The sequence below is a fragment of the Bacillus sp. FSL W8-0770 genome, from assembly GCF_038008705.1.
GTDB classification, from domain to species: Bacteria; Bacillota; Bacilli; order Bacillales; family Bacillaceae_G; genus Bacillus_A; species Bacillus_A cereus.
On sequence record NZ_JBBOZR010000001.1, the window covers coordinates 5,192,007 to 5,218,792 of the forward strand.

Genomic DNA, 26,786 nt, shown 5'->3' on the forward strand with positions numbered 1-26,786 from the left:
TTACTAAAATGAAGAATTATACGTATTGAATTTTTGTAGGCATTTTTGGATCTGTATCGTGAATTTCAAATGATTCACCCACTCCAAATCCTTTTTCCTCTAGTACTTGTGATACTGACATACGCGCTAGTTCTTTCATGTTATTATCTAAGCTTAAATGGGCTAAATAAATATGCTTTGTCTCATCTGTAATTACATCTGCCATCGCTAATGCAGCATCCTCATTACAAACATGCCCAACGTCACTTAAAATACGTCGTTTAATGCTCCATGGATAACGTCCCATACGAAGCATTTCTACATCATGATTACTTTCAAATACGAAAGCATTAGCTCCCTTAATAACGCCCTTCATACGGTCACTTACGTATCCCGTATCTGTAATAAGCGCTAATTTCCTATTATTGTTATGGAAAGCATAAAACATCGGTTCTGCCGCATCATGAGAAACTCCAAATGACTCGACTTCAATATCACCAAATGTTTTCACATCACCAACTGAGAAAATAAACTTTTGTTCAGTTGGGATATTTCCTATTAAATGTTCCATTGCATTCCATGTTTTCTCATTCGCATAAACAGGTAAATCATATTTACGTGCCAATACACCTAATCCTTTAATATGATCACTATGCTCATGCGTTACAAGAATACCTGATACATCATTTATATTTAGTTCTGCTTGTTTAAATAAAGCCTCTGTTGCTTTACCACTTAAACCTGCGTCGACTAGTAATTTTTTTTCATCGGTTCCTACGTATAGCATATTTCCTGTACTTCCACTTGCAAGTACGCTAAAATGCAACCCCATTCTTTCTCACTCCAGTATGTTCATCAACCACTTGATTTTCCTTTTCTCCTAATTCCATAACTTGTCCTTCAATTGCATTCACAAAGAAGTCCTGCTTCTGCTCCGTTTTTAAATTCCACGTTGGAGCAAGTACTTGGTTATTAGAAGTAGATGCGGTAAGAGTGGCATAACCAATTTGCGCTTCTTTAACATGCGTATTTCCATGAATTTTATTTTTTAAATACAAATTTTCTAAAGCTGTTTGAGCCGTAATAATTTCTTGCTCTTTCGTTTTTTCACCTTCGCCCATTTCTTTTAAATCAGTTAGCATTGTCTGCGTATATGAAACAAGTTCATTTTTTTCATTTAATTCCACAACAATCATCGCCTGATTATTATAGAAAATAGGCTTATCTTTATATTTTTGGAAGAAATAAATTTTAGAGTCTTTCACCGCTCCAAATTCATATTTTTGTCCATCCAATACATAGTTCTTCAAAAATTCATTATACTTATCTTTTGATAATGATTTCGTATTTAAAAAAGGCTCTTTTAGCTTACTTTCTATCTTGTACATATTTTGTATATGCACCGTTTGATTTTTCAAAGACTGTATATCTTCTTCTTTAAAGGCTTTATTTTCCGCTCTAATAAATGACTCTTTTTTCGGTTCTTTAGGGATATTTCCCATCGTAATTTTATTTGCTTTTAATTCTTGATCTATCTTTGTTTCTGCAATAAGCTCCAATTGATTACTATCTTGCTTTTGAATGAATTGGAAAATGAGAAAGAGGTCCAAAACAAAAAAGGTCACAATAAATATGGTTTTAATCCGATCCCAATCCATTTAGTCCTCCCTCACTCCACTCATAGATTTTCTGTTTACCTGTTTCATCTTCAACAAGCTTTACATACCAAATTGGTTGTAGTCGAACCACTTGCCCATCTAGTGATAACTTGTATCCAATGCCAATATCCTTAATTACTTGTTTCTTTATCTCTGGATTATTTTCTAGGGATGCTATTACAACATGCCCTGACGGAAGAGTAACCTTCTGTTCTATACCTTTAGTATTTAAAGACAGCAACGGTCTTTCATATTCCATTACTTCTTCTGATCCCCATACTTGTCTTAATTCCGCTAATCCATCTGCATTGAATACTGGATATCCATCTTCATTTAAGCGAAATACTGTCTCTCCTTTATTCATATAGTCCAAACGATATGAATCCAAACTCCCACTGTGACCACTTACAAATTCAAAGCTTTTTTGTAAAAGCATTAAATTATCTATCGTTTTCTCAGTTAAGACAGAAGAGTTTTTATACTTTAGCATGTGACGATCGTTTTCAATTTCCATGGATCTAATACCATCTGTAAATGTTTCTTTCGACATCTCGGTAATCGGACTTAAATAACGAGGATCACTAAACAGAGCATTCTTAAACGTATCAACTGCTAAATTAGATGAAATATATGTTATATTGCTTAACTCTGTCGTTCCATCTGGTAAAAATAATTTTTTCATATCATTGAGTTGATAATCAAAATAAGGTTTTGCTGATACTATAAATTGATTTTGGGCATTTACAATATCTTTTAAATACAAGCCACTTAATTTTGCCTCGTATATTTTAAAGTTATCACCATCAGAAACAAAGTTAATTTTAATTTCTTGATCCTTACTTCTAGAAGGATCAAGGAGAATACGATTAAAGTGTTTAGGCTTATCTGTACTTTTCTCTTTCATGTTAAACATGGATTTAACTGCATCAAATGGGATATCGGTAGGGAAAACAAGTTCAACTTTCCCTTCACCATGCACATATGAAAGGAAATCACCCTTAGTGATTGATATCTCTCTAAAATCATGTAGTTCCCCTACTTCCAGGGGCTTATAGATTGATTCTATATCTGCCTCTCTTCTGCTCCCATAATGATTTTTATCTTTATGCACGATGATAGAAGTAGGACGGACAACATCGGAAATTTTAGTTTGGTTCATTCCTTCATTCCCCTGTACAAATTTCGCGTTTTGCATGGATGTAGAATCTGGCACATACGTCCATAGATTAAAAGTAAGAAATAGGCTAATTACAACTAGGTTAATTAAAACTATTGTTTTAAAGTTTTCCATACTCATTCCCAATCGTCCTCTTCATCTGCTGCCATTGGTAACGTGAAATAAATAGTTGTCCCTTTTCCTTCTTCACTCTTCGCCCAAATAGAGCCACCATGTGCCTCAATCATTTCTTTTGCAATTGCTAATCCAAGTCCCGTACCACCCATTTGTCTTGAACGAGCTTTATCTACGCGATAAAAACGTTCAAAGATTTTATCAACGTTTTCTTTTGGAATACCCATTCCTTGGTCACTTACACTAATTTCTAATAAATCACCGCGATCACGTAAACGATATGTTACTGTTCCACCTTCTGGTGAATACTTTAATGCGTTAGAAATAATGTTATACAGCACTTGAGTAATTTTGTCAGTATCCATATCAATAAATCTAGATTTCTTAGAGAAAGATCGTTTGAAACTTACATTTTGCTCTTTAGACATTTCAAAGCGATCAATAATATTATTAAAGAAATCAGTAAAGTCGACCCATTCTTTCATTAAACGATGCTCTGTACTATCCAATTTAGATAGCTGTAACAACGCATTTACAAGTCTAATCATTCTTTCTGTTTCTTCTTGTGTAACCGTTAAAAATTGTGGTGCAATATTTGGATCCTGCCATGCTCCATCTGTAAGTGCCTCTAAATAACTGCGCATCGTCGTTAATGGCGTCCTTAATTCATGAGAGACATTTGCCACAAACTCACGGCGTTCCCGTTCTATACGTTCCTGCTCTGTTACATCATATAGTACAGCAATTAAGCCGTTTGCCTTCCCTGTTTCTTTTTGAATAACAGAGAAACTAGCACGTAAAATATATGGTTCATTTCTCGTACTAAAATCTAATAAAACAGAATCTGGCTCTTCATATAAATGATCGAGCGTAAATTCTTCCTGTATCCCTAATACCTCTAAAACAGATTGATCGAGCGCTGTTTCACGAGAAACATTTAACATCTTTTCCGCAGGGTCATTTAGTAAAATAATATCCCCTTTTCGATCAGTAGCAATTACTCCATCTGTCATATGTGATAAAACAGATGATAATTTACGCCTTTCACTTTCTGTAGAAGAACGAGCTTGTTGTAATTTTTTCGATAAATTATTGAAGGATAATGCCAGTTGTCCAATTTCATCATGGCTATGCACTTTTACTTTTCTGGAATAATTTCCTTTTGCCATTTCGATTGCTTGTCTCCGCATATCTGAAATTGGTCTTGTAATTGTTTGAGCCAACAAAATCCCAAGTACGGCCGTTACTAATAAAGCAATTACTGTTCCCGTAGCAAAAATTTGATTTATATCCTTCATTTGTTTATATACATCTTCCATAGATGCCACAATGTAAATAACACCAAGCGCATCCTTACCGTTATCATCTAGAATCGGAGTAAGCATAACTTGAACACGATGACCTGTACTACCATCCTTCTCAATTTTCACTTCTGGCTTTTTTTGTACTAACACTCGCTGAACAGCTATATCAGTTGATGTTCGATTCACCTTATTCTGCTTTGATTCATCTGAAATAGCCAGTAACTTTCTGTGCGAATCAAATACACTTACCTCTTGTATAACTTTCTTCTGATCAGAGGCAAATTTTCGAATTGACGTTTTAATCGTTTCATCTGTTGACTCTGTTTCTGCTTTTGTATAACTTTTTTTAAACTCTTGCTTCAAATTATATGATAATAAGTTTGTTTGCTGCGTTAAAGAATCCCTAAAACCTTGTACTAAGCTCTTCTCTAATTCCCTTACGAAATATACTCCAATAACTTGCATCGCTATTAATATTAATAGCATATATATAAGCACAAATTTTAAATGAATAGATTGAAAAAAACCAACTTTCTTCATATACTATTCCTGCTCTGGGTCACGCAAGTAATACCCTACTCCACGTCTAGTTACAATTAAAGTAGGATGGCTTGGATTATCTTCAATTTTTTCACGCAAACGACGTACTGTAACGTCTACTGTGCGCACATCTCCAAAATAGTCATAACCCCAAACTGTTTGTAATAAATGTTCGCGTGTCATAACTTGTCCTAAATGTTTCGCTAAATAATGTAGCAACTCAAATTCACGATGTGTAAGCTCGATATTTTCCTCGCGCTTCGTTACACTATATGCATTTGGATTAATCACAATTGGTCCAATAACCATTTCTGTATTTTCTTCTTTTTCCGCAGCACCACCTTGTTGATGGCGGCGTAAATTCGCCTTCACACGAGCAAGTAATTCCCTTGTACTAAATGGCTTCGTTACATAATCATCTGCCCCAAGCTCAAGCCCTAATACTTTATCAATCTCAGAGTCCTTTGCTGTAAGCATAATAATCGGCATTTCTGAGCTTTTACGTATTTCACGGCAAACCTCTAAGCCGTCTTTACCTGGTAGCATAATATCTAATAAAACCATATCTGGTTGCTCTTCATTAGCCTTTTCAATTGCTTCATCACCATCATGTGCCATTACTATTTCAAAACCTTCTTTTTCTAAGTTAAACTTCAAAATATCTGCAATCGGCTTTTCATCATCAACTACTAAAATTTTCTTTCCCATCATCGTCTATTTCCTCCTTATAAAAATATGGTCAATAATCCCTAAACATATTGATGTTTACATAGTATGTCCTATATGACCGCATCCTTTGTTTAAGTATTTTCTCCTCTATTCTCATAGACTCATGTATGATCCACTTTTACACGGCATCTTATACGATCTATAGAAAAACCTCTAGCTTCAACTGCTAGAGGCTCCTCGTTCTATTTTAAAATAACTACTCAGTTTTGTAAAATTACATAAATAAAAAGGATATTAAGTGGGCCCACTTAATATCCTGAGAGTGGCTCGGGACGGAATCGAACCGCCGACACGAGGATTTTCAGTCCTCTGCTCTACCGACTGAGCTACCGAGCCAAAACTATATATAAAACCACTAATGGTGGTATAAACAAAAGTGGCGGTCCCGACCGGGGTCGAACCGGCGATCTCCTGCGTGACAGGCAGGCATGTTAACCACTACACCACGGGACCAAAAATAAGCAAAAAAAAACATGACCCGTACGGGATTCGAACCCGTGTTACCGCCGTGAAAGGGCGGTGTCTTAACCACTTGACCAACGGGCCACGAAAAATAAAATGGTGAGCCATGAAGGACTCGAACCTTCGACCCTCTGATTAAAAGTCAGATGCTCTACCAACTGAGCTAATGGCTCATACTCACCAACGTCATATTTTCGTGACGACAAGATGTATCATAACATGTATTCTGTATTTATTGCAATACTTTTTTCGTTTTTTTATAAAAGAATAAGAAAAAACTCATGCGGACATGAGTTTTTTCTAAACACTATTAATTAAGCTTCGTATACGTTACGAACAATATTTGTTTGGTTACGATCTGGTCCAACTGAGAACATAGATATTTGAATTCCTGTTAACTCAGAAACACGTTCTACGTATTTTCGTGCATTTTCAGGAAGTTCATCTAATGATTTTACACCAGTAATATCTTCTTCCCAACCTGGAAGCTCTTCATATACAGGCTCACATTTTGCTAAAATGTTTAAGTTAGCTGGAACTTCATCAATAACTTCACCATTGTATTTGTAAGCAACACAAATTTTAAGAGTTGGAATACCTGTTAAAACGTCGATAGAATTTAATGATAGATCCGTTAAACCACTAACACGACGTGCATGTCTTACAACAACGCTATCGAACCAACCTACGCGGCGTGGACGACCAGTTGTCGTTCCATACTCGCGACCAACTTCACGAATTTGATGACCAATTTCATCATGAAGCTCCGTAGGGAATGGACCATCACCAACGCGGCTTGTATATGCTTTACATACACCTACAACGCGAGTAACTTTCGCAGGACCAACTCCAGTTCCAACTGTTACACCACCAGCAATTGGGTTAGAAGATGTAACGAACGGGTACGTACCGTGGTCAATATCAAGCATAACACCTTGCGCACCTTCAAATAATACACGGTGATTATTATCTAATGCATCATTTAATACAACAGATGTATCACATACATATTGCGCGATTTGTTGCCCGTACTCGAAGTACTCTTCGAAAATTTCTTCTACAGTGAAACCTTCTGTATCGTACATTTTTTCAAATAAACGATTTTTTTCTACTAAATTGCGCTCAAGCTTCTCTTTAAATGCTTCACGGTCTAAAAGATCAGCCATACGAATACCAATACGAGCAGCTTTATCCATATATGCAGGACCGATACCTTTTTTCGTTGTACCGATTTTGTTATCACCTTTACTTGCTTCTTCTAACTCATCTTGCTTTAAGTGGTAAGGTAAAATAACATGTGCACGGTTACTTACACGTAAATTATCAGTACTTACACCACGATCGTGTAAGTATTTTAACTCTTCAAGTAATGCTTTTGGATCTACTACTAATCCGTTTCCGATTACACAAATTTTCTCTTTATAGAAAATACCAGATGGAATTAAGTGTAATTTATATTTAACTCCGCCGAAAACAATTGTATGTCCCGCGTTATTTCCACCTTGATATCTTGCAACTACTTCCGCATGCTCAGAAAGAAAATCAGTGATTTTACCTTTTCCTTCATCGCCCCATTGTGTTCCTACAACTACTACTGAAGACATTATTAAAGCACCTCCGCAATTTTCAAACGATCTATTCAAACAATATAATTGTACCAAAACCGAAAGAGAAGTCAACCGAAAAGCGAACATTTTTTCACAAAAAAACATTTTCGTTCGTAAGAATTATATATTTAACTTATGAAAGCCTTATCTTTCTTATAAAAAAAAAAGAAACACATCTTATTATAAGAAATGTGTTTCTTTTTTATACTGCCTTTATGCCGGTGGAGCATGTCCATCCTCAAAACGACGTTCTAAGTTAACGAACTTATTGAACTCTTTGACGAATGCAAGTTCCACTGAACCTACTGGACCGTTACGTTGTTTTGCAATAATAATTTCAATTGTATTTTTGTTTTCCGTTTCTCGATCATAGTAGTCTTCACGATATAGGAAAGCTACAATATCAGCATCCTGCTCAATACTTCCAGATTCACGAATATCAGACATCATCGGGCGTTTATCTTGACGAGATTCTACACCACGAGATAACTGTGATAAAGCAATAACAGGCACTTGCAATTCACGTGCAATCCCTTTTAAGGTACGAGAAATCTCAGATACTTCCTGCTGACGGTTTTCTCCTGATTTCCCACTTCCTTGAATAAGCTGCAAATAGTCAATCAAAATCATACCAAGACCTTGTTCTTGCTTTAATCTACGACATTTTGCTCGAATCTCATTTACTTTAATACCTGGCGTATCATCAATATATATACCAGCATTTGAGAGACTCCCCATTGCCATTGTTAATTTTGCCCAATCATCGGAAGTTAATGAACCAGTACGAAGTCTTTGTGCATCAATATTCCCTTCTGCACAAAGCATACGCATAACAAGCTGATCAGCACCCATCTCCAAACTAAAAATCGCTACATTTTCATCCGTTTTCGTCGCTACGTTTTGTGCAATATTTAATGAAAATGCCGTTTTCCCTACTGATGGACGTGCTGCCACGATAATTAAATCATTTCGTTGGAAACCTGCTGTCATCTTATCTAATTCAGTAAACCCAGTTGGTATCCCAGTAACTTCACCCTTTTGATTATGCAAAAGTTCAATTTTGTCATAAGCATCTACAAGAACATCTTTAATGTTTTGGAATGCTTTTGCATTCGTTTGATGGGATACTTCTAATATTTTTTTCTCAGCCTCATTTAAAAGACCATCCACATCATCTTCTCTCTCGTATCCATCCGATACAATATGAGTCGCCGTGCGAATTAAACGACGTAAAAGCGCCTTTTCAGCGATGATGCGTGCGTAATATTCTACGTTAGCTGCAGTTGGCACAACTTCTGCTAACTCTGCTAAGTAAGAAACCCCACCAACTTCTTCTAGTAATCCTTGATCAGCCATTGCTGATGTCATCATTACTAAGTCGATCGGCTCTCCCTTATCAGATAGCCCAAGCATGACTTCAAAAATCTTTTGATGTTTCGTTCGATAGAACGAATCAGGTACCAATAACTCTGATGCTGAAGTTAACGCATCTTGATCAATCAATATGGCCCCTAAAACCGCCTGCTCAGCCTCTATATTATGCGGAGGGGTACGATCAGCAAGTACATCACTCATACGCAATCCTCCTTGCTTAATTTATTTTTATTGTTCACTAACATGAACTTTTACTGTTGCTGTTACTTGTGGATGCAATTTCACAGTAACGTTTGTATAACCTAACGCGCGGATTGCATCGTCCATTTCAAATTTACGTTTATCAAGCTTAATCTTGTGTGATTTTTGCATTGCATCTACGATTTGTTTGCTTGTGATAGAACCAAATAAACGGCCACCTTCTCCAGATTTCGCCTTTAATTCTACAGTTAATTTCTCTAAAGTCTCTTTTAACTCTTTTGCATTTTCAAGCTCTGCTGCTGCATCTTTTTCTTCTTTACGCTTTTGAGCTTCTAAAGTTTTCATACTGCTATTTGTTGCTTCAGCAGCTAATCCTTGTTTTAATAAGAAGTTATTTGCATAGCCATCTGGTACGTTTTTTACTTCTCCTTTTTTACCTTTACCTTTTACGTCTTTTAGAAAAATTACTTTCATGATTGTGTGCCTCCCTGTAAATAGTCATCAATAACAAATCGAAGCTTCTCCTCAGCTTCATCTACTGTAACATTTTTCATCTGTGTGGCTGCATTCGTCAAATGCCCGCCACCGCCTAAGTTTTCCATAATTAGCTGCACATTCACTTCACCTAAAGACCTGCTGCTAATTCCAATGAGATTCTCGCCACGTTTCGCAACAACAAATGATGCAATAATCCCTGTCATCGTTAATAACGTGTCTGCCGATTGCGCAATAAGCACTTGATCGTAGTAATCATCACTATCAACTTTAGCAATCGCAATTCCATTTTTATAAATGTACGCATTTTTTATAGCTTTTGCAACCCGTAAATACTGATCCATATCTTCCTTTAAAAGTTCTTGTACAAGTACAGTATCTGCACCATGTGAGCGTAAATAAGAAGCAGCATCAAATGTACGAGCCCCTGTCCGGAATGTGAAACTTTTCGTGTCGACAATAATACCCGCTAACAATGCCGTCGCTTCTAACATTGTCATCTTTAAATTTTTAGGTTGATACTCAAGTAATTCTGTAACCAATTCTGCTGTTGAAGAAGCATATGGTTCCATATAAACTAGCAATGGATCTTCAATAAAATCTTCTCCACGGCGATGATGATCAATAACTACTACATTTTCAATTTTATGTAACAGTTTTTGCTCCATCACCATAGAAGGTTTATGCGTATCGACAACAACAAGTAACGACTCATCATTTGCAAATTCCATCGCTTGCTCTGGAGTAATAAAACGAGACCATAACTCCTCATTTTGTTTCACTTTGTCCATCAAACGCTTAATTCCTTTATCGGAATCATTTTCATCTAACACAATATATCCTTTACGCTCATTTAATTGAGCCACTTTTAAAATACCAATCGCAGCACCAATTGCGTCCATATCGGGAGCCCTATGCCCCATAATAATGACATTACTACTTTCTAATACTAAATCCTTTAACGCATGCGAAATGACCCTAGCGCGTACACGGGTACGTTTTTCAACCGGATTTGTCTTACCTCCATAGAACTTAACTTTACCTGTCGCTTGTTTAATAGCTACTTGGTCTCCCCCACGCCCAAGCGCAAGATCTAAACCAGATTGAGCCATTGCTCCAAGCTCTGATAAAGGTAAATCACCTGATCCGACACCCACACTTAATGTAAGTGGTATATTCCTTTTAGATGTTTCTTCACGCACCTGATCTAAAATGCTAAATTTCCCTTTTTCCATCTGCGTCAAAATACTTTCATTTAGCACAACGAAGAATCTTTCTGAAGATGCACGTTTTAAATACGCCCCATACTTAAGTGCCCATTCATTTAGTCGCGATGTCACAAGACTTGTTATATTCGTACGTAATTGATCATCTAATCCTTGTGTAACTTCATCATAATTATCCAAATAGATGACAGCTAAAACAGTCCTTTGATCCTCGTACATCTTTTCGATTTCTGTTTGTTCCGTTACATCAAAGAAATAAATTAACTTTTCTTCTTTCCTTACAAAAACGCGAAACTTTCGATTATTTAAAGAGACTATATCATCAGAAGTTTCTCCTTTAATGAAAAGAAGTAATGTTTCTGATACATCGTAAAGGTGCCATCCAGCTAATGCATGCTGTCCCAGACATGAAGATAAATAAGGATTTGCCCAATCAATCCCATAATCCTTATTGTATAACAAAATACCAATCGGCATCTGGTTAAATGCTTCATTACTCACTTTCTTTACCCTTGTAATCATATCTGTCGTATGCTTTTCGAAATTCCTTTGAAAATTAAGTTCAAATCGTATAACGATAAAGAATACGATACAAAAAATGACAAAAGCAGCTATCCCCATAATTAAATGAAAATAACAGAGAATTGAAATGAGCACAAACACAAAAAATGCCAATACATAAACAGGATATAAAAACCACTGTTTCTTATCAAATTCAGGCATGTATACAACTCCTATAAAGTAAAACTAACTCACCTTCCAGTTAGTTAAACAGATTAAAATAGTATAAGGAATATTATTTTATCCCCCTATTTTAGAACGCAATGAAATCCCTAAGTCAATTATACCTAAGATTGTCACAAGAGGAAACAGCATCGGAATAAACATGCATGCAATAAAACTAATAATAGGAACCCCTTTAGTAAAACCTTTTCTATACGCTAAAAAGGCGATAAATGTCAGACCTTGCAGTACAAGCAATAGTGCAAATATGACATTTAGGTTAGAAAATACCATATGTAAATATGATGTTGGTTCTACTTTTATAAAAGTTGCTAACAAAATAAACATAACGTAATACCAAATGATACTCTTTGGTAATTGTATATCTTTAAATTTAGGCCAAGATATAACGTCATGTTTTAACTTTTTCAAAACACTACCTGATATTATCACTGTAATCCAAGAAAAACATACTGAAACTAGCACAAGTATACTCGGAAGTAACGATTGTAATATATCATTCATTTGTGCAAGTAACTCTTTTTGTTCCTTACTAATCGGCATACCTGTAGCACTTACTATCTTTTCGCTTTTCGCCATACTTTCACTAAATATACTTTGCATTTGCTTCATTATATCTATGTTGAAAAACTTTATACTCGCAACATAAATAAGTACAAAACCAATTAAGTATGCAAGCGTCCCAGCTATTAAGATTTCCACTGGCTTTTTTCTTGTTTTATACATATATCCTAAAACAATCCCTATCAATCCAAACATAATTGTCTTCACTAAATTCATCGGTTGGCTCACAATAATAGTAACAAAAAGTGCCGCTACAAAAAACACGAGCACATTAGATAGTTTATGTCTTATCATTAATAGTATAAATGGTAACGGCAACGCAAAAGTTACAACTGTACCCAAAACCGGAACATACATAGATATAAGCAATAACATTGCATATATAGCCAACAACGCGGCACCTTCAGTAATAAATCTTGCTTGTTTCACATTTTAACCTCTCTTTCAAAAAAGAAAAGCATAGCAAAATGCACAGTAGAGTCCGACTCTACTGTGCATTTCATACGCTATTATTCACCAACATATGGTAAAAGTGCCATTTGACGAGCACGTTTAATTGCAACTGTAAGTTTGCGTTGGTATTTCGCGCTTGTTCCTGTTACACGACGAGGTAAAATTTTACCACGCTCAGAAACGAAACGTTTTAATAAATCAACATCTTTATAGTCAATGCGAGTGATGCCGTTAGCTGTGAAGAAACACACCTTACGACGTTTCGCACGTCCACCTTTGCGTCCTGCCATGTCTATTTCCCTCCATTCTTTGTTAAAACTAACAAATTTACTGTATTAGAACGGTAAATCGTCGTCGGAAATGTCGATCGGTTGACCTACATTTGAAAATGGATCGTCATTCTTCGTAAATCCAGAGTTACCTTGGTTACCTGAATTACTAGATTGACCAAATGGGTTAGAGCCTTGGTTACCGAAACCAGCTCCTGATGGTTGCTGATTAAATGAACCACGTTGCTCCCCACCGCCATTACGCGGCTCTAAAAATTGCACGCTTTCCGCAAGAACTTCTGTTACGTATACACGTTTACCATCTTGTCCCTCGTAATTACGAGTTTGAAGACGTCCATCTACGCCTGCTAAGCTACCTTTTTTCAAATAATTTGCTACGTTTTCTGCTTGTTTACGCCATATTACACAATTAATAAAGTCAGCTTCACGCTCACCTTGTTGATTGGCAAATGCGCGATTCACAGCTAACGTAAAAGTAGCTACTGCAACACCATTGGGCGTGTAACGTAAGTCAGGGTCCTTAGTTAAACGACCAACGAGGATAACACGATTCATCAATCGAACCACTCTCCCTTATATATCAATTATTTTTCTTCTTCTTTAACAACGATATGACGAAGGATGTCTTCGTTGATCTTAGCTAAACGGTCGAATTCATTAATCGCTTCTGCGTTAGATTTCACGTTTAAGATCATGTAGAAACCTTCACGTAAGTCGTTGATTTCGTAAGCTAAACGACGCTTACCCCACTCTTTCGTGTTAATGATTTCTGCACCATTGTTTGTTAAAACACCTGCAAAACGTTCAACTAAAGCTTTTTGAGCTTCTTCTTCAACGCCAGGACGAATGATGTACATAATTTCGTACTTTCTCATTACACTTTCACCTCCTTTTGGTCTAAACGGCCCGTAATGGGCAAGGAGCAATTAATTTATAGTAATTACTCACGAGTTTAGATTATATCATAGTAAGTTATATGAATCAACTCACCAATACATAAAAAACTTGGCAAACATATAATATATTTGCCAAGCTCATATCTTTATTTTTCCTAGGAAATATTAAATTAAACGTTAAAACGGAAGTGCATAACATCTCCGTCTTTTACGATATATTCTTTTCCTTCTAAACGTACTTTTCCAGCTTCTTTTGCAGCTGTCATAGAACCGTTTGTCATTAAGTCATCGTAAGAAACTGTTTCTGCACGAATAAATCCACGCTCAAAGTCTGTATGAATAACACCAGCACATTGTGGTGCCTTCATTCCTTGTTTAAATGTCCAAGCACGTACTTCTTGAACGCCAGCTGTAAAGTAAGTAGCAAGTCCTAATAGATCATATGCTGCACGAATTAATTGATCTAAACCAGACTCTTCAATTCCTAATTCTTCAAGGAATACTTTTTTCTCTTCTTCGTCTAATTCAGCGATTTCTGATTCGATTTTTGCACATACAACGATAACTTGAGAATTTTCATTTGCTGCAAATTCTTTTACCATTTGTACGTATTTATTTTCCGAAGGATCGATAACATCGTCTTCACTTACATTCGCTACGTATAACATTTCTTTTGTTGTAAGTAAATGAAGGCCTTTAACAATCTTCATCTGCTCTTCTGTAAATTCAACAGTACGAGCTGGTTTTCCCTCTTCAAAAGCTTCTTTTAAACGAACTAAAATTTCATGCTCATATACCGCTTCTTTATCTTTTTGTCTTGCTAATTTCGCAACACGCTCGATACGCTTATCAACAGACTCTAAGTCCGCTAAAATTAGCTCTAAATTGATTGTCTCAATATCATCAATTGGATCTACTTTCCCTGAAACGTGCGTAATATTTTCGTCTTCAAAACAACGAACAACTTGGCAAATTGCATCTACTTGACGAATGTGAGATAAGAATTTATTTCCTAAACCTTCACCTTTACTAGCACCTTTTACGATACCTGCAATATCAGTAAACTCGAATACAGTCGGAACAGTCTTTTTCGGTTCTACTAGTTCCGTTAATTTATTTAAACGCTCATCTGGTACTTCTACAATCCCTACGTTTGGATCAATTGTACAGAATGGATAGTTCGCAGATTCTGCTCCTGCTTGTGTAATTGCATTAAATAAAGTGGACTTCCCTACGTTAGGTAATCCAACAATCCCAGCCGTTAATCCCATATTTTTCACTCCTATGTCTCAATCTTTCATCATTATAGATAGTAACGAAAAAAATGACAAGTTTCCGCCAAACGAAAAAAAGTAACAGTTACCTACTGTAACTGTTACTCTCCCTCTATTCTTCGTGCTTCACAAGTATTTTTTTCACCTTACGATCAAACTCTCTTCGAGGAATCATTACTGAATGGTCACACCCCTCGCACTTAATGCGGATATCCATTCCCATACGAATAATTTTCCAACGATTCTCGCCACATGGATGGGCTTTCTTCATTTCCACAACATCATACAAGTTATATTCCTTTTGCTCCACTCTCCAAACTCCTCTCCATACTAAATTGCTTTTCCACTAACTAATTCTTCACGATTATATAAAACCATACGTGGATATGGAATTTCAATTCCATGTAAATCAAGACGATTTTTAATCTCTTTACGAAGTGCCCTTGCAATAACTGCATGTTGCATCGGTTCTACTTCAGCAATAACACGTAATATAACTTCTGATGCAGCTAATGTTTGCACACCTAATAATTGAGGTGTTGTTACCATTTTTTCGTACTTTGAAGGTAATTCTACTAATAAATCTTCAATAACTTGCTCTGCTTTCGCAATATCAGCCTCATATGAAATAGATACATCAACAAACGCTACACTATTACTAACTGAGTAGTTAGTAACTTGAACAATACTTCCATTTGGTAAAGTATGAATTTCACCTGTCCAACTCTTTACTTTCGTTGTACGAAGTCCAATTTCTAAAACGACTCCTTCAAATTGACCGATTTTAACATAATCGCCAACCGAAAACTGATCTTCTAACAAAATAAATAAACCTGTAATAACATCTTTCACTAAACTTTGAGCACCAAATCCGACTGCTAAACCAATTACCCCAGCACCCGCTAATAAACCTGATGCATTAATATCAAACACACCTAAAATCGCAATTAGCATAATGAACATAACAACGTACGCTACAATATTTTCAAGTAATTTCGCTACTGTAACTGTACGACGTTCTGAAATTTGAATTGGAGAACGACTTCCCATGCGAAACGCATTTCGTACAACCGCTCTTGCAATTCGCACAACAACTGCACCAATTGTTAAAATAATACATATTTTTAATGTCGCAACTCCAATATGAGCCCAACGATCAGCATCTAATAAATACTGTTTCATAGAATTAAACCACTTCGCTAATAAATCCATGTACCTCTACCTCTCTAGCTAAAATTTCTTTTTAGTTACCCTTATTATTGTATCAGAAGTCCCCTAATTGCTGAAAAAATTTTATGATTTTAATCCTATTTTATCCCCGACATCCAGGTATAAAATGGAACGAATGTATATATACTAGTACTATTATTTCCGTTTTCATTCACATTTTGCAAAAATTACGCACTTATAACTTTCCATTTTCCTCACCATATAACATATATTGAAAATTTATTAAAAGGATGGGTGCTTCATGAATATTGGAAGTTTTCGCTTACCATTTTTTGAGAAAGAAACTCAAAACGTTATGCACCAAGATCTAGAAGCCTCCGAGATAATCAGTAATTTCTTACTTACCCATATTCCTATTAAAACTAATATACCACTCATTCTCGTTTGTATCGGCACAGATCGCTCTACAGGTGACGCACTCGGCCCATTAGTTGGTACAAAACTTGAACAAATAGACATCCAAAACCTCCAAGTATTCGGTACACTAGATGAGCCAGTACATGCGCTAAATTTGGAAGAGAAAATTCAGAATATACAGAAAGAATATCCTACTGCATTTATAATTGCTGTTGATGCATGTTTAGGAAAGTCCCAAAATATCGGATCAATCACTACTGGAAAGGGACCTAGTAAACCTGGAGCTGCTATGAATAAGAAATTACCTGCAGTTGGTGATTTGCACATACACGGTATCGTCAATCTAAATGGGTTTATGGAGTTTTTCGTTCTTCAAAATACAAGATTAAGTTTAGTCATGAAAATGGCTGATGTAATCGCACAAAGTATAAAAGAGACGGATCAAAAATTATCCGCATTAAAAAAAGCAAACCATCTATAAATAATAAGATGGTTTGCTTTTTAATTTTTCTGTGCTAATAGTTCTAAAATACGATTTAAATCTTCTTTATTAAAAAATTCAATTTCGATTTTACCTTTTTCTTTTTTCGTCTCTTTAATTTTCACATCTGTGCCAAACTTTTCTCTTAAGAACGTTTCACGTTCTACGAAAAATATATTTCGCTCTTTTTTCACTTTTTTTGTTTCACGTGAAACGTGTTGATTAATCTCTTGGACGATTTTCTCTAATTGACGAACATTTAATCCTTCTTTTTCAATGCGTTTCAATAAGGACTTCAATTGTTCTTCATCTTTTATCGTAAGTAAAGTTCTCCCATGAGCCATTGAAAGTTGACCATTTGCAATCATATCTTGTACGAAAGAAGGTAGGCTTAATAACCTAGTATAATTTGCAATGTAGGGTCTGCTTTTACCAAGACGTTTCGCTAATTGTTCTTGCGTTACATTTAGCTCATTCATTAACATCTGGTATGCCATTGCCTCTTCCATAGGATTTAAATCTTCTCGTTGTAAGTTTTCTAACAAAGCAAATTCCATCATTTGCTGTTCATTTAATTGTCTTACAACCGCAGGTACTTTTTCTAAACCAGCCTCTTTCGCAGCACGAAATCGTCTTTCACCTGCAACAATTTCATATCCTTTAATGCTCTTCCTAGCAATTAATGGTTGTAGAATACCGTGTTCCTTAATCGAAATTGCTAATTCCTGAATCGCCTCTTTATTAAAGTGTTTACGCGGTTGATATGGATTCGGCCTTAATTCAGTTACAAGAATCTCCTGAATTGTTTCCTCTTCTTTCACATCTAAATCAGGAAAAAACACATTAATTCCTCTTCCTAATCCTTTAGCCACCTGCAATCACTTCCTCTGCTAAATCTATATATACTTCTGCTCCTCTTGATTTAGCGTCATACTGCATAATAGGTTTCCCATGACTTGGAGCCTCGCTCAAGCGTACATTACGCGGAATAATCGAGCGATATACTTTATCTCTAAAATACTTTTTCACTTCATCTATAACTTGGATTCCTAAATTTGTACGGGCATCCAACATTGTTAACAATACACCTTGAATTGCTAAATTTTTATTTAAATGTTTTTGTACAAGTCGAACTGTATTTAATAGCTGACTTAACCCTTCTAGTGCGTAATATTCACACTGTACAGGAATAATAACAGAATCTGCTGCTGTTAATGCATTAATCGTTAATAACCCTAAAGATGGGGGACAGTCGATAATAATATAGTCATATTCATCACGAACTGGCTGTAATGCTCTTTGCAAACGTACTTCCCGGGAAATAGTCGGTACCAATTCAATTTCAGCACCAGCTAATTGAATTGTAGCGGGTAGAACATCTAAGTTTTCAGTTGCGGTTTTCTGTATAACCCCTTGAACATCTGCATCTTCCACAAGAACGTTGTAAATACATTGATCTAATTCAGATTTTTCAATTCCCACACCAGTCGTTGCATTTCCTTGAGCATCAATATCTACAAGAAGGACTTTTTTACCTACTTGCGCCAATCCAGCCCCTAAATTAACAGATGTTGTTGTTTTTCCAACACCGCCTTTTTGATTAGCAATAGCAATGATTTTTCCCATGATGTCACCTACTTTCAACCTTTCTATCTTATTCTAGTAACAATTACGTTTATTGTAACATGAAATAAAACTTTTTCTTTTACGTCCTTTATTAAACTTCAAAATTTATTTCTAAACTCCTTCTTCATTTAACAAGAAAATATAGTAAAAGAGACCTCTCCAATAGGATAAGGTCTCTAACACGTCATTATTATTTTTTCTTTGGAATTTTAATTGTAATTTGATAGTACTCATCAAATTCTTCTTCCTCAGAATTAACATTCAAACCACTTTCAGTAACCATTTGTAAAGATTGTCTAATTGTATTCATAGCAATCCTCGTATCTCGACTTACTGCTTTTTGCTTTGCCTTACGCTTCGGTTTCGCTTCCTCTAGTAACTTCGCAATTCGTTCTTCTGTTTGCTTTACATTTAGTTGTTTCTCCACAATTTCCTGTAAAACTTTCAGTTGTAATTCCTCATTTTTTAAAGGAATGAGAGCGCGGGCATGACGTTCTGTAATGCTTTTTTCTAATAATGCACTTTTTATTTCTTCAGGCAACTTTAACAATCGCAACTTATTTGCGATTGTAGATTGTCCTTTTCCAAGTCGTTGTGCCAATGCTTCTTGTGTTAAATTATGTAACTCAATCAGCTTTTGATATGCCACAGCTTCCTCGATTGCCGTTAGTTCCTCACGTTGCAAGTTTTCAATTAAAGCTACAGAAGCTGTCTCTGTATCATTTAAGTTCTTTATAATTGCAGGAACCTTTTCCCACCCTAACTTTGTTGCCGCGCGAAAACGTCTTTCTCCAGCAATAATCTCGTACTTATCATCCTCATATTGCCTTACAACAATCGGCTGAATAAGTCCATGTGTACGAATTGTTAATGCTAGCTCATCAATACGCGCATCATCAAAAACTGTTCTTGGTTGATAACGGTTAGGGGTAATATTTACTATCGGAATTTCTTGTATTTCTTCATATACCTTTTTATCTATCTCTTCATGGCTTTCGTCTTGTAATTCGAATTCGCTCTCTTTATCTCCAAAGCCAAATAAACGAGAAAACGTATTTTTCATACATATTCCACCACCTTTTAGGCCTATTGACTATTCTCCATAAAATGTTTCCTATGAAACATTTACGTTTTCATTTATATAATTTAATCTTACGTCTAATAAGATTTATTTTTCAATAGGTAATTTATTGGGTGTTCCCGGTTTGCGTGGATATTTCTTTGGTGTCTTGCGCTTTTTCTCGATTAATAAAATATTACGTTCACTCTCTTCAAACGGTAATTGGAACGTAGACATCTCTTTTAACTCTCCGCCTAGCACCTCTAAAGCATACTTGCCATTTTCAATTTCTTCGTTTGCTGCTGCACCTTTCATTGCAATGAATGTTCCTCCAACTTTTACAAGCGGTAAACATAGCTCACTTAATACAGAAAGACGCGCAACTGCACGTGCCATTACAATATCGTATGATTCACGTACACCTTCTTTTTTCCCAAACGTTTCAGCACGATCGTGACAAAATGCAACATCACTTAATTCTAACTTTTGTGCTAAGTGATTTAAGAAATTAATACGTTTTTGCAACGAATCTACAATTGTTATTTTTAAATGCGGGAAACAAATTTTTAAAGGAATACTTGGGAATCCAGCACCTGCACCAACATCGCAAATTGAGAATGATTTTGAAAAATCATAATAAAAAGCAGCTGTAATGGAATCAAAAAAGTGTTTTAAATATACTTCTTCTTTTTCTGTAATAGCCGTTAAGTTCATTTTTTCATTCCACTCTACTAATGTTTCAAAGTAGATTTTGAACTGCTCTAACTGTCTAGAAGAGAGGGTGATTCCCTTCTCTTCTAGCATAGATTGAAATTGTTCTATGTTCATCTAGCAATATCTCCTTACTATTTATTGGTTCGATACGCGTGCAATTTTTCCTTGTTCTATATAAACAAGTAAAATGGAAATATCCGCTGGATTTACGCCAGAAATACGTGAAGCCTGCCCCATTGAAAGTGGACGAACATCTTTCAATTTCTGTCTAGCTTCTGAAGCAATGCTAGAAATCGCATCATAATCAATATCTACAGGGATTTTTTTATTCTCCATTTTCTTCATACGCTCTACTTGCTGTAAAGATTTTTCAATATATCCTTCATACTTAATCTGAATTTCAACTTGTTCTTTAACTTCATCACTTAATTCTACTTCACTTGGTACTAAAAGATGAATATGCTCATATGTCATCTCTGGACGACGTAATAAGTCACTTGCACGTATTCCATCTTTCAATTCACTTCCGCCAATATTGCGAATTAATTCTTGAACTTCAGGACGTGGTTTAATAATAATGCTGCTTAAACGTTCCTTTTCCTGTTCAATTTGTAATTTTTTATTTGTAAATCGCTCATAGCGCTCTTCTTTAATTAATCCAATTTTACGACCAACTTCAGTTAAACGAAGATCAGCATTATCGTGGCGTAATAATAGACGGTATTCTGCACGAGACGTTAATAAACGATATGGTTCATTTGTACCTTTCGTTACAAGATCATCAATTAAGACGCCAATATAAGCATCCTCGCGACCTAAAACAACTTCTTCTTTACCTAAAGAACGGCATGCTGCATTAATTCCAGCCATAAGCCCTTGTCCGGCCGCCTCTTCGTAACCAGAAGTTCCATTAATTTGTCCTGCTGTATATAAATTTTTAATCTTTTTCGTTTCAAGTGTTGGCCATAGTTGTGTTGGCACAATTGCATCATATTCAATTGCATAACCTGTACGCATCATTTCAACATTTTCTAGGCCTGGAATTGTTCTAAGCATGTCACGTTGTACATCTTCTGGTAAGCTTGTGGATAAACCTTGTACATATACTTCTTGTGTATTACGCCCTTCTGGCTCTAAGAAAATTTGATGACGTGGTTTATCATTAAATCTTACTACTTTGTCTTCAATAGAAGGACAGTATCTAGGACCTGTTCCTTTAATCATACCAGAATACATAGCTGAACGATGTAAATTTTCATCTATTAAACGGTGTGTTTCTGTACTTGTATATGTCAACCAACATGGAATTTGATCCATAATAAATTTCGTTGTTTCAAAAGAGAATGCACGTGGCTTATCATCACCTGGTTGAATTTCTGTTTTACTGTAGTCAATTGTATTACTGTTTACACGAGGAGGTGTCCCTGTTTTAAATCTCACAAGATCAAATCCAAGCTCCTCTAAATGCTCAGATAATGTAATAGACGGTTGCTGGTTATTTGGACCACTTGAATATTTTAAGTCGCCCATGATAATCTCGCCGCGTAAAAATGTTCCAGTTGTAATTACAACTGTTTTTGCTGTATATTCTGCACCAGCTTGTGTAACTACCCCTTTACATACACCTTCTTCAACGATTAAACGCTCTACCATTCCTTGGAACAACGATAAGTTTGGTGTTTCTTCAATTGTTTTCTTTAATTCATGTTGGTAAGAGAATTTATCAGCTTGCGCTCGAAGTGCACGTACGGCTGGTCCCTTACCTGTATTTAGCATACGCATTTGAATATGAGTTTTATCAATATTACGTCCCATTTCTCCGCCTAATGCATCAATTTCACGAACAACAATCCCTTTTGCTGGTCCACCAACAGAAGGGTTACATGGCATGAATGCTACCATATCCAAGTTAATTGTTAACATTAATGTTTTTGAGCCCATTCGTGCTGCCGCAAGACCAGCTTCACATCCTGCATGACCTGCACCGATTACTATGACATCGTATGAACCGGCATTGTATCCCATTGTTTATTCCTCCTAATAATCTCTATCTTTCTACAACTTCACTATATTATTTTCCTAAACAAAATTGAGAGAACAACTGGTCAATTAAGCTTTCATGCACTGTGTCCCCAGTAATTTCACCAAGTATTTCCCACGTTCTTGTTAAATCAATTTGTACCATATCAATTGGTACACCATTTTCAATCGCCTCAACTGCATCACCGATTGTTTTTCCTGCTTGTGTTAATAATCCAATATGTCTCGCATTAGAAACATATGTCATATCTGCAGAATCGATTGTTCCTTCAAAGAATAAATCAGCTATTGCCTTTTCGAGTTCATCTATTCCTTGTTCCTCAATTAAGGATGTTGTAATAACACGATTTCCCGCGGCTAACTCTGTAACACGTTCCATATCAATCGCTTGCGGTAAATCAGTCTTATTCACAATAACAATAAAGTCTTTTCCTTGTACCGCACGGAATAGATCTTCATCCTCATTTGTTAAAGCCTCGCTATAGTTAACAACAACTAATACTAAATCCGCTTGGCTCATCATTTCTTTTGAACGTTCCACACCAATTCGTTCAACAACATCTTCTGTCTCCCGAATACCGGCTGTATCTATAAGTTTAAGAGGTACACCACGCACGTTAACGTACTCTTCAATAACATCACGAGTTGTTCCTGCAATATCAGTTACAATTGCCTTTTTCTCCTGAACAAGACTATTTAATAACGATGATTTCCCAACGTTAGGTCTACCGATAATTGCTGTAGCAATACCCTCACGTAAAATTTTCCCTTGTTTTGATGTTTCTAATATTTTTTCGATTTCCGAACGAACATGCGTCGCTTTCTCAATTAAAATATTATGTGTCATCTCTTCTACATCATCGTATTCTGGATAATCTATATTTACCTCAACATGAGCTAATGTTTCTAATATTTCTTGACGCAAAAGACCAATTAATTTAGATAATCGCCCTTCCATTTGATTAATTGCTACATTCATCGCACGATCTGTTTTTGCTCGAATCAAATCCATAACAGCTTCTGCTTGTGATAAATCGATACGTCCATTTAAAAAAGCACGTTTTGTAAATTCGCCCGGTTCTGCCAATCGTACTCCTTGTGCTAGAATAAGTTGCAATACTTTATTTACTGAAACAAGTCCACCGTGACAGTTAATTTCCACTATATTTTCACGTGTAAAAGTCCTTGGTGCGCGCATAATAGACACCATAACTTCTTCAATAACTTGATTTGTATCTAAATCAACAATATGACCATAATGAATAGTGTGAGAAGGAACCTCTGTTAAATCCTTCCCCTTAAAAATACGATTAACTTTCTCAACCGCATCATCCCCACTTACTCGAACAATGGCAATTGCACCCTCTCCAAGCGCTGTGGAAATCGCAGCAATTGTATCAAATTCCATGTCCTTTCACCTCACTTGCTTATTTATCTCTATTTCAACATGATTATTTCTTTCACTAAATTATTAGGATACCATAACGAACCTATCTACAAAAGAAGAATAACTCATTTTATTATATCCCCATGTAAAAAACACTAAACTTATTCACAGTGGATAAGTTTAGTGTTTTTTAGTTATCCACATCTATTTTCCGCTCAAAAAAACCGGCACTCATTTGAGCAACCGGTCATTTAGGAGATATTACAACATGCCGATGTGGTTCATTTCCTTCAGAAGTTGTATTGATACCTTGATGATTTGATAATGCCTGATGAATAATTTTTCGTTCAAAAGATGGCATCGGTTCTAAAATAACTCTTTTTTTCGTATTAAATACTTGTTTCGCTAATCGATAAGAAAGTGATTCTAACGTACTTTTTCTTTTACTACGATAATTTTCAGCATCTATTGTAATACCGATATACTGCTTCGTGTTACGATTTGCGACAAGTTTTGTTAAATACTGCAAAGAGTTCAATGTATTACCTCTTTTTCCAATTAAAACTCCTACATCATCACCAGAAATTGTAAATTCGATCTCGCGTCCTTTTACAATTTTACTAATTTCAACTTCCACACCCATATTGTGAATAACATTTCTTAAATATTCTTCACATTCTTGAATTGGATCTTTCTTCAATACAACTTCTACTACTGCAGGACGATTCCCAAATAAACCTAAGAACCCTCTTTTACCCTCATCGACAATATTTATATCTACTCGATCTTTTGATGTGTTTAATTGCCTTAAAGCATCCTCTACTGCCAGCTCGACTGTTTGTCCTTTAGCAGTAATTATACTCACTTGCTTGAGCCTCCAGCTTTGTTAGCCTTAATCTCTGGCCCTTTGATAAAGTACATTTGAGCAATACCAAAGATATTACCAACAACCCAGTAAAGTGATAATGCGGCTGGGAAGTTAATTGCAAAGATTAAAATCATAATCGGCATAAGCCAAAGCATCATTGCCATTTGCGGATTTTGACCAGCTGTTCCTGCCATTGCAAGCTTTTGCTGAATAAATGTCGTAATTGCCGCAACAACTGGTAAGATATAGAACGGATCTGCCTGTCCTAAATCAAACCATAAAAATGTATGTTCACTAATTGCTGTTGTTCTCATAATCGCATGATAAAACGCGAATAAAATAGGCATCTGAACAAATATCGGTAAACATCCTGCCAATGGATTTACACCATTCTTTTGATATAACTGCATCATTTCTTGTTGTAGTTTTTGCTGTGTTGCTTGATCTTTAGAACTATATTTCTCTTTTAACTTCACCATTTCTGGTTGTAACGCTTGCATTGCCTTTGTACTCTTCGTTTGTTTAATCATTAATGGTAATAATGCAAAACGAATGATAAGAGTTGTAATAACAATTGCTAAACCGTAATTACTGTTAAATAAGTCGGCAAAATACGTGATTAACTGAGAAAGCGGATATACGAAATATTCATTCCAAATCCCAGTACTTTTCGATGTAATCGGCTGACCCGTTTCACTACAACCGGTGGCAATCGCCATTAATGCAACGACCATGGCTAGTAAACCTAATTTCTTTTTCAAAGCCTACTCCTCCTTGTATCGGTATGTATATAGTGTAATTCATTTCCTTACGCTACCTTTTTATTCTTTTCATACCAGAGCGTTTAAAGACATGAATTAAGCTTTTCTTTACTTCTTCATATGTCATCTCTGCACAAGGCTTCCTTGCTATTATAACAAAATCTTTCCCAGAATCTATCTCATCTTTTAACTCTGTAATAGCCTGACGGACCATGCGCTTAATTCGATTACGAACTACTGCATTTCCAATTTTCTTGCTAACAGAAAGGCCGATGCGAAAGTTTGGCTGTTCTTCTTTATCTAATTGGTATACAACAAACTGACGATTCGCATTTGATTTTCCTTTTTGAAAAACCGCCTGGAATTCATCATTCTTCTTTATACGATGTTTTTTCTTCATATCAATTGACACTCCTGTATTTCATCAGCGGAAATTCACTATTATTAGAAAAAAAGACCACTGAACGATCAGTGGTCTACGCAGATAATACTTTTCTTCCTTTACGACGACGAGCTGCTAGCACTTTACGTCCGTTCGCTGTGCTCATACGGCTGCGGAAACCATGTACTTTGCTGCGCTTACGTTTATTTGGTTGGTAAGTTCTTTTCATTATATGACACCTCCCTGAGGAATATCTGTTAAAGACAGTCCTATAAATTATAGTTAATCAACTAGGAAAATGTCAATGGTTCTAGAAATTTTCATCAAATATTCATTTTGAACCTATTCACATACTTTTACACAGCACCTATATTTCCTTGTGGATAAATGTTTTTTCACGTTTTTTATATCCACAAACTTTTTTCGCACTTTTACACAGTATATCGTGTTGTGGACAAGTTTATTCCACAAGGTATTGATTTTGTGGATAACTTTCTTAAATTCATTGCTATAGCCACTTTTTTTTGATATTATAGTTGTGTTTTCACTTTGAATAAGTTTTCCACACCTTTATTTTATCCACAGTTTGTGTATAACATGTGGACAGTTTTAATCACATGTGGGTAAATAGTTGTCCACATTTGCTTTTTTTGTCGAAAACCCTATCTCATATACAAACGACGTTTTTAGGTTTTAAAATACGTTTCGTATAAATATACATTTTATATTTATTGGGTTGTACATTTGTTGCGCAACCTTATTCTTTTACCATCTTAGTAAAGGAGGGACACCT

General features: G+C 35.8%; 27 protein-coding genes and 4 tRNA genes. 1 reads left to right on the forward strand and 30 read right to left on the reverse strand.

The window, feature by feature from the left end; genetic code table 11:
* Positions 1–16: 16 nt before the first annotated feature.
* The 20 genes from NST27_RS26705 to NST27_RS26800 form a co-directional block, all read right to left on the reverse strand.
* The gene (locus tag NST27_RS26705; RefSeq protein ID WP_000522837.1) at positions 17–811 is read right to left on the reverse strand and encodes an MBL fold metallo-hydrolase; all 795 of its coding nucleotides are present in this window, start codon (positions 809–811) and stop codon (positions 17–19) included.
* Positions 795–1,637: a two-component system regulatory protein YycI gene (locus NST27_RS26710; protein WP_000383740.1), complete on the reverse strand. Its 843-nt coding sequence runs from the start codon at positions 1,635–1,637 to the stop codon at positions 795–797. Before NST27_RS26710 ends, NST27_RS26705 begins: the two co-directional genes overlap by 17 nt.
* A complete protein-coding gene (locus NST27_RS26715) occupies positions 1,618–2,934 on the reverse strand; it encodes a YycH family regulatory protein (protein ID WP_000061563.1) in 1,317 nt (438 codons plus the stop codon). The genes NST27_RS26710 and NST27_RS26715 overlap by 20 nt, the downstream gene beginning before the upstream one ends.
* Positions 2,931–4,772, reverse strand: coding sequence for a cell wall metabolism sensor histidine kinase WalK (gene walK, locus NST27_RS26720; RefSeq protein WP_000755367.1), 1,842 nt, complete (start codon positions 4,770–4,772; stop codon positions 2,931–2,933). Before walK ends, NST27_RS26715 begins: the two co-directional genes overlap by 4 nt.
* A gap of 3 nt (positions 4,773–4,775) precedes the next feature.
* A complete protein-coding gene (gene walR, locus NST27_RS26725; RefSeq protein WP_000971865.1) occupies positions 4,776–5,483 on the reverse strand; it encodes a cell wall metabolism DNA-binding response regulator WalR in 708 nt (235 codons plus the stop codon).
* A gap of 281 nt (positions 5,484–5,764) precedes the next feature.
* Positions 5,765–5,837: transfer RNA gene (locus NST27_RS26730), tRNA-Phe, on the reverse strand.
* Positions 5,838–5,878: 41 nt separating this feature from the next.
* Positions 5,879–5,954, reverse strand: a tRNA-Asp gene (locus NST27_RS26735).
* A 21-nt stretch (positions 5,955–5,975) separates the two neighbouring features.
* A tRNA-Glu gene (locus tag NST27_RS26740) sits at positions 5,976–6,047 on the reverse strand.
* A gap of 13 nt (positions 6,048–6,060) precedes the next feature.
* A tRNA-Lys gene (locus NST27_RS26745) sits at positions 6,061–6,136 on the reverse strand.
* A gap of 141 nt (positions 6,137–6,277) precedes the next feature.
* Positions 6,278–7,567: an adenylosuccinate synthase gene (locus NST27_RS26750; RefSeq protein ID WP_000100238.1), complete on the reverse strand. Its 1,290-nt coding sequence runs from the start codon at positions 7,565–7,567 to the stop codon at positions 6,278–6,280.
* Between the two features lie 216 nt (positions 7,568–7,783).
* A complete protein-coding gene (gene dnaB / locus NST27_RS26755) occupies positions 7,784–9,145 on the reverse strand; it encodes a replicative DNA helicase (RefSeq protein WP_001286148.1) in 1,362 nt (453 codons plus the stop codon).
* Positions 9,146–9,172: 27 nt separating this feature from the next.
* Entirely contained in the window at positions 9,173–9,619 is a 447-nt protein-coding gene (gene rplI / locus NST27_RS26760; protein ID WP_000864228.1) for a 50S ribosomal protein L9, read from the reverse strand.
* Positions 9,616–11,589 carry a DHH family phosphoesterase gene (locus NST27_RS26765; RefSeq protein ID WP_001113788.1) on the reverse strand — a complete coding sequence of 658 codons (1,974 nt, stop codon included), beginning with the start codon at positions 11,587–11,589 and terminating at the stop codon, positions 9,616–9,618. Before NST27_RS26765 ends, rplI begins: the two co-directional genes overlap by 4 nt.
* Before the next feature lie 78 nt (positions 11,590–11,667).
* A complete protein-coding gene (locus NST27_RS26770) occupies positions 11,668–12,603 on the reverse strand; it encodes a YybS family protein (protein WP_000806426.1) in 936 nt (311 codons plus the stop codon).
* Positions 12,604–12,683: 80 nt separating this feature from the next.
* The gene (gene rpsR, locus NST27_RS26775) at positions 12,684–12,917 is read right to left on the reverse strand and encodes a 30S ribosomal protein S18 (RefSeq protein WP_000918873.1); all 234 of its coding nucleotides are present in this window, start codon (positions 12,915–12,917) and stop codon (positions 12,684–12,686) included.
* A gap of 45 nt (positions 12,918–12,962) precedes the next feature.
* A complete protein-coding gene (gene ssb, locus NST27_RS26780; protein ID WP_000981966.1) occupies positions 12,963–13,475 on the reverse strand; it encodes a single-stranded DNA-binding protein in 513 nt (170 codons plus the stop codon).
* 26 nt (positions 13,476–13,501) lie between these two features.
* Entirely contained in the window at positions 13,502–13,792 is a 291-nt protein-coding gene (gene rpsF, locus NST27_RS26785; protein ID WP_001233778.1) for a 30S ribosomal protein S6, read from the reverse strand.
* A 191-nt stretch (positions 13,793–13,983) separates the two neighbouring features.
* Positions 13,984–15,084 (reverse strand): redox-regulated ATPase YchF, encoded by a 1,101-nt coding sequence (gene ychF / locus NST27_RS26790; protein ID WP_000524667.1) that lies wholly within the window; start codon positions 15,082–15,084, stop codon positions 13,984–13,986.
* 115 nt (positions 15,085–15,199) lie between these two features.
* Complete coding sequence (locus NST27_RS26795) at positions 15,200–15,397, reverse strand: DUF951 domain-containing protein (RefSeq protein ID WP_000435485.1); 198 nt, start codon at positions 15,395–15,397, stop codon at positions 15,200–15,202.
* A gap of 20 nt (positions 15,398–15,417) precedes the next feature.
* Complete coding sequence (locus tag NST27_RS26800) at positions 15,418–16,299, reverse strand: mechanosensitive ion channel family protein (RefSeq protein ID WP_000364815.1); 882 nt, start codon at positions 16,297–16,299, stop codon at positions 15,418–15,420.
* A 259-nt stretch (positions 16,300–16,558) separates the two neighbouring features.
* On the opposite strand from NST27_RS26800, the gene yyaC reads away from it, so the two are divergent.
* Positions 16,559–17,155 (forward strand): spore protease YyaC, encoded by a 597-nt coding sequence (gene yyaC / locus NST27_RS26805; RefSeq protein ID WP_001020715.1) that lies wholly within the window; start codon positions 16,559–16,561, stop codon positions 17,153–17,155.
* Positions 17,156–17,175: 20 nt separating this feature from the next.
* Here the strand turns inward: yyaC and spo0J are convergent, their stop codons facing one another.
* The 10 genes from spo0J to rpmH all read right to left on the reverse strand — a co-directional run bounded on the left by spo0J (position 17,176) and on the right by rpmH (position 26,222).
* Complete coding sequence (spo0J, locus tag NST27_RS26810) at positions 17,176–18,027, reverse strand: stage 0 sporulation protein Spo0J (RefSeq protein ID WP_001051829.1); 852 nt, start codon at positions 18,025–18,027, stop codon at positions 17,176–17,178.
* On the reverse strand, positions 18,020–18,781 hold the full coding sequence (gene soj / locus NST27_RS26815) for a sporulation initiation inhibitor protein Soj (protein WP_000516114.1): 762 nt from the start codon (positions 18,779–18,781) through the stop codon (positions 18,020–18,022). Before soj ends, spo0J begins: the two co-directional genes overlap by 8 nt.
* A gap of 190 nt (positions 18,782–18,971) precedes the next feature.
* On the reverse strand, positions 18,972–19,844 hold the full coding sequence (gene noc / locus NST27_RS26820) for a nucleoid occlusion protein (protein ID WP_000799016.1): 873 nt from the start codon (positions 19,842–19,844) through the stop codon (positions 18,972–18,974).
* 105 nt (positions 19,845–19,949) lie between these two features.
* Positions 19,950–20,669, reverse strand: coding sequence for a 16S rRNA (guanine(527)-N(7))-methyltransferase RsmG (rsmG, locus tag NST27_RS26825; RefSeq protein ID WP_061661980.1), 720 nt, complete (start codon positions 20,667–20,669; stop codon positions 19,950–19,952).
* Positions 20,670–20,690: 21 nt separating this feature from the next.
* Positions 20,691–22,580 carry a tRNA uridine-5-carboxymethylaminomethyl(34) synthesis enzyme MnmG gene (gene mnmG, locus NST27_RS26830; protein ID WP_000541032.1) on the reverse strand — a complete coding sequence of 630 codons (1,890 nt, stop codon included), beginning with the start codon at positions 22,578–22,580 and terminating at the stop codon, positions 20,691–20,693.
* A gap of 46 nt (positions 22,581–22,626) precedes the next feature.
* Positions 22,627–24,003: a tRNA uridine-5-carboxymethylaminomethyl(34) synthesis GTPase MnmE gene (gene mnmE, locus NST27_RS26835; protein ID WP_000393769.1), complete on the reverse strand. Its 1,377-nt coding sequence runs from the start codon at positions 24,001–24,003 to the stop codon at positions 22,627–22,629.
* 226 nt (positions 24,004–24,229) lie between these two features.
* Entirely contained in the window at positions 24,230–24,847 is a 618-nt protein-coding gene (jag, locus tag NST27_RS26840; RefSeq protein WP_000022794.1) for an RNA-binding cell elongation regulator Jag/EloR, read from the reverse strand.
* Positions 24,844–25,611 carry a YidC family membrane integrase SpoIIIJ gene (gene spoIIIJ / locus NST27_RS26845; protein WP_000727740.1) on the reverse strand — a complete coding sequence of 256 codons (768 nt, stop codon included), beginning with the start codon at positions 25,609–25,611 and terminating at the stop codon, positions 24,844–24,846. Before spoIIIJ ends, jag begins: the two co-directional genes overlap by 4 nt.
* A 52-nt stretch (positions 25,612–25,663) precedes the next feature.
* Complete coding sequence (rnpA, locus tag NST27_RS26850) at positions 25,664–26,011, reverse strand: ribonuclease P protein component (protein ID WP_000726622.1); 348 nt, start codon at positions 26,009–26,011, stop codon at positions 25,664–25,666.
* Between the two features lie 76 nt (positions 26,012–26,087).
* Positions 26,088–26,222: a 50S ribosomal protein L34 gene (rpmH, locus tag NST27_RS26855; RefSeq protein ID WP_000831901.1), complete on the reverse strand. Its 135-nt coding sequence runs from the start codon at positions 26,220–26,222 to the stop codon at positions 26,088–26,090.
* Between the last annotated feature and the right edge of the window lie 564 nt (positions 26,223–26,786).

What these genes read in the sequence shown, in the direction of transcription:
- NST27_RS26705 (WP_000522837.1), bottom strand. Translation starts at nt 811, where the DNA reads ATGGGGTTGCATTTTAGCGTACTTGCAAGTGGAAGTACAGGAAATATG.
- NST27_RS26710 (WP_000383740.1), bottom strand. Translation starts at nt 1,637, where the DNA reads ATGGATTGGGATCGGATTAAAACCATATTTATTGTGACCTTTTTTGTT.
- NST27_RS26715 (WP_000061563.1), bottom strand. Translation starts at nt 2,934, where the DNA reads ATGAGTATGGAAAACTTTAAAACAATAGTTTTAATTAACCTAGTTGTA.
- walK (WP_000755367.1), bottom strand. Translation starts at nt 4,772, where the DNA reads ATGAAGAAAGTTGGTTTTTTTCAATCTATTCATTTAAAATTTGTGCTT.
- walR (WP_000971865.1), bottom strand. Translation starts at nt 5,483, where the DNA reads ATGATGGGAAAGAAAATTTTAGTAGTTGATGATGAAAAGCCGATTGCA.
- NST27_RS26750 (WP_000100238.1), bottom strand. Translation starts at nt 7,567, where the DNA reads ATGTCTTCAGTAGTAGTTGTAGGAACACAATGGGGCGATGAAGGAAAA.
- dnaB (WP_001286148.1), bottom strand. Translation starts at nt 9,145, where the DNA reads ATGAGTGATGTACTTGCTGATCGTACCCCTCCGCATAATATAGAGGCT.
- rplI (WP_000864228.1), bottom strand. Translation starts at nt 9,619, where the DNA reads ATGAAAGTAATTTTTCTAAAAGACGTAAAAGGTAAAGGTAAAAAAGGA.
- NST27_RS26765 (WP_001113788.1), bottom strand. Translation starts at nt 11,589, where the DNA reads ATGCCTGAATTTGATAAGAAACAGTGGTTTTTATATCCTGTTTATGTA.
- rpsR (WP_000918873.1), bottom strand. Translation starts at nt 12,917, where the DNA reads ATGGCAGGACGCAAAGGTGGACGTGCGAAACGTCGTAAGGTGTGTTTC.
- rpsF (WP_001233778.1), bottom strand. Translation starts at nt 13,792, where the DNA reads ATGAGAAAGTACGAAATTATGTACATCATTCGTCCTGGCGTTGAAGAA.
- ychF (WP_000524667.1), bottom strand. Translation starts at nt 15,084, where the DNA reads ATGGGATTAACGGCTGGGATTGTTGGATTACCTAACGTAGGGAAGTCC.
- NST27_RS26800 (WP_000364815.1), bottom strand. Translation starts at nt 16,299, where the DNA reads ATGGATTTATTAGCGAAGTGGTTTAATTCTATGAAACAGTATTTATTA.
- yyaC (WP_001020715.1), top strand. Translation starts at nt 16,559, where the DNA reads ATGAATATTGGAAGTTTTCGCTTACCATTTTTTGAGAAAGAAACTCAA.
- soj (WP_000516114.1), bottom strand. Translation starts at nt 18,781, where the DNA reads ATGGGAAAAATCATTGCTATTGCTAATCAAAAAGGCGGTGTTGGAAAA.
- noc (WP_000799016.1), bottom strand. Translation starts at nt 19,844, where the DNA reads ATGAAAAATACGTTTTCTCGTTTATTTGGCTTTGGAGATAAAGAGAGC.
- rsmG (WP_061661980.1), bottom strand. Translation starts at nt 20,669, where the DNA reads ATGAACATAGAACAATTTCAATCTATGCTAGAAGAGAAGGGAATCACC.
- mnmG (WP_000541032.1), bottom strand. Translation starts at nt 22,580, where the DNA reads ATGGGATACAATGCCGGTTCATACGATGTCATAGTAATCGGTGCAGGT.
- mnmE (WP_000393769.1), bottom strand. Translation starts at nt 24,003, where the DNA reads ATGGAATTTGATACAATTGCTGCGATTTCCACAGCGCTTGGAGAGGGT.
- rnpA (WP_000726622.1), bottom strand. Translation starts at nt 26,011, where the DNA reads ATGAAGAAAAAACATCGTATAAAGAAGAATGATGAATTCCAGGCGGTT.
- rpmH (WP_000831901.1), bottom strand. Translation starts at nt 26,222, where the DNA reads ATGAAAAGAACTTACCAACCAAATAAACGTAAGCGCAGCAAAGTACAT.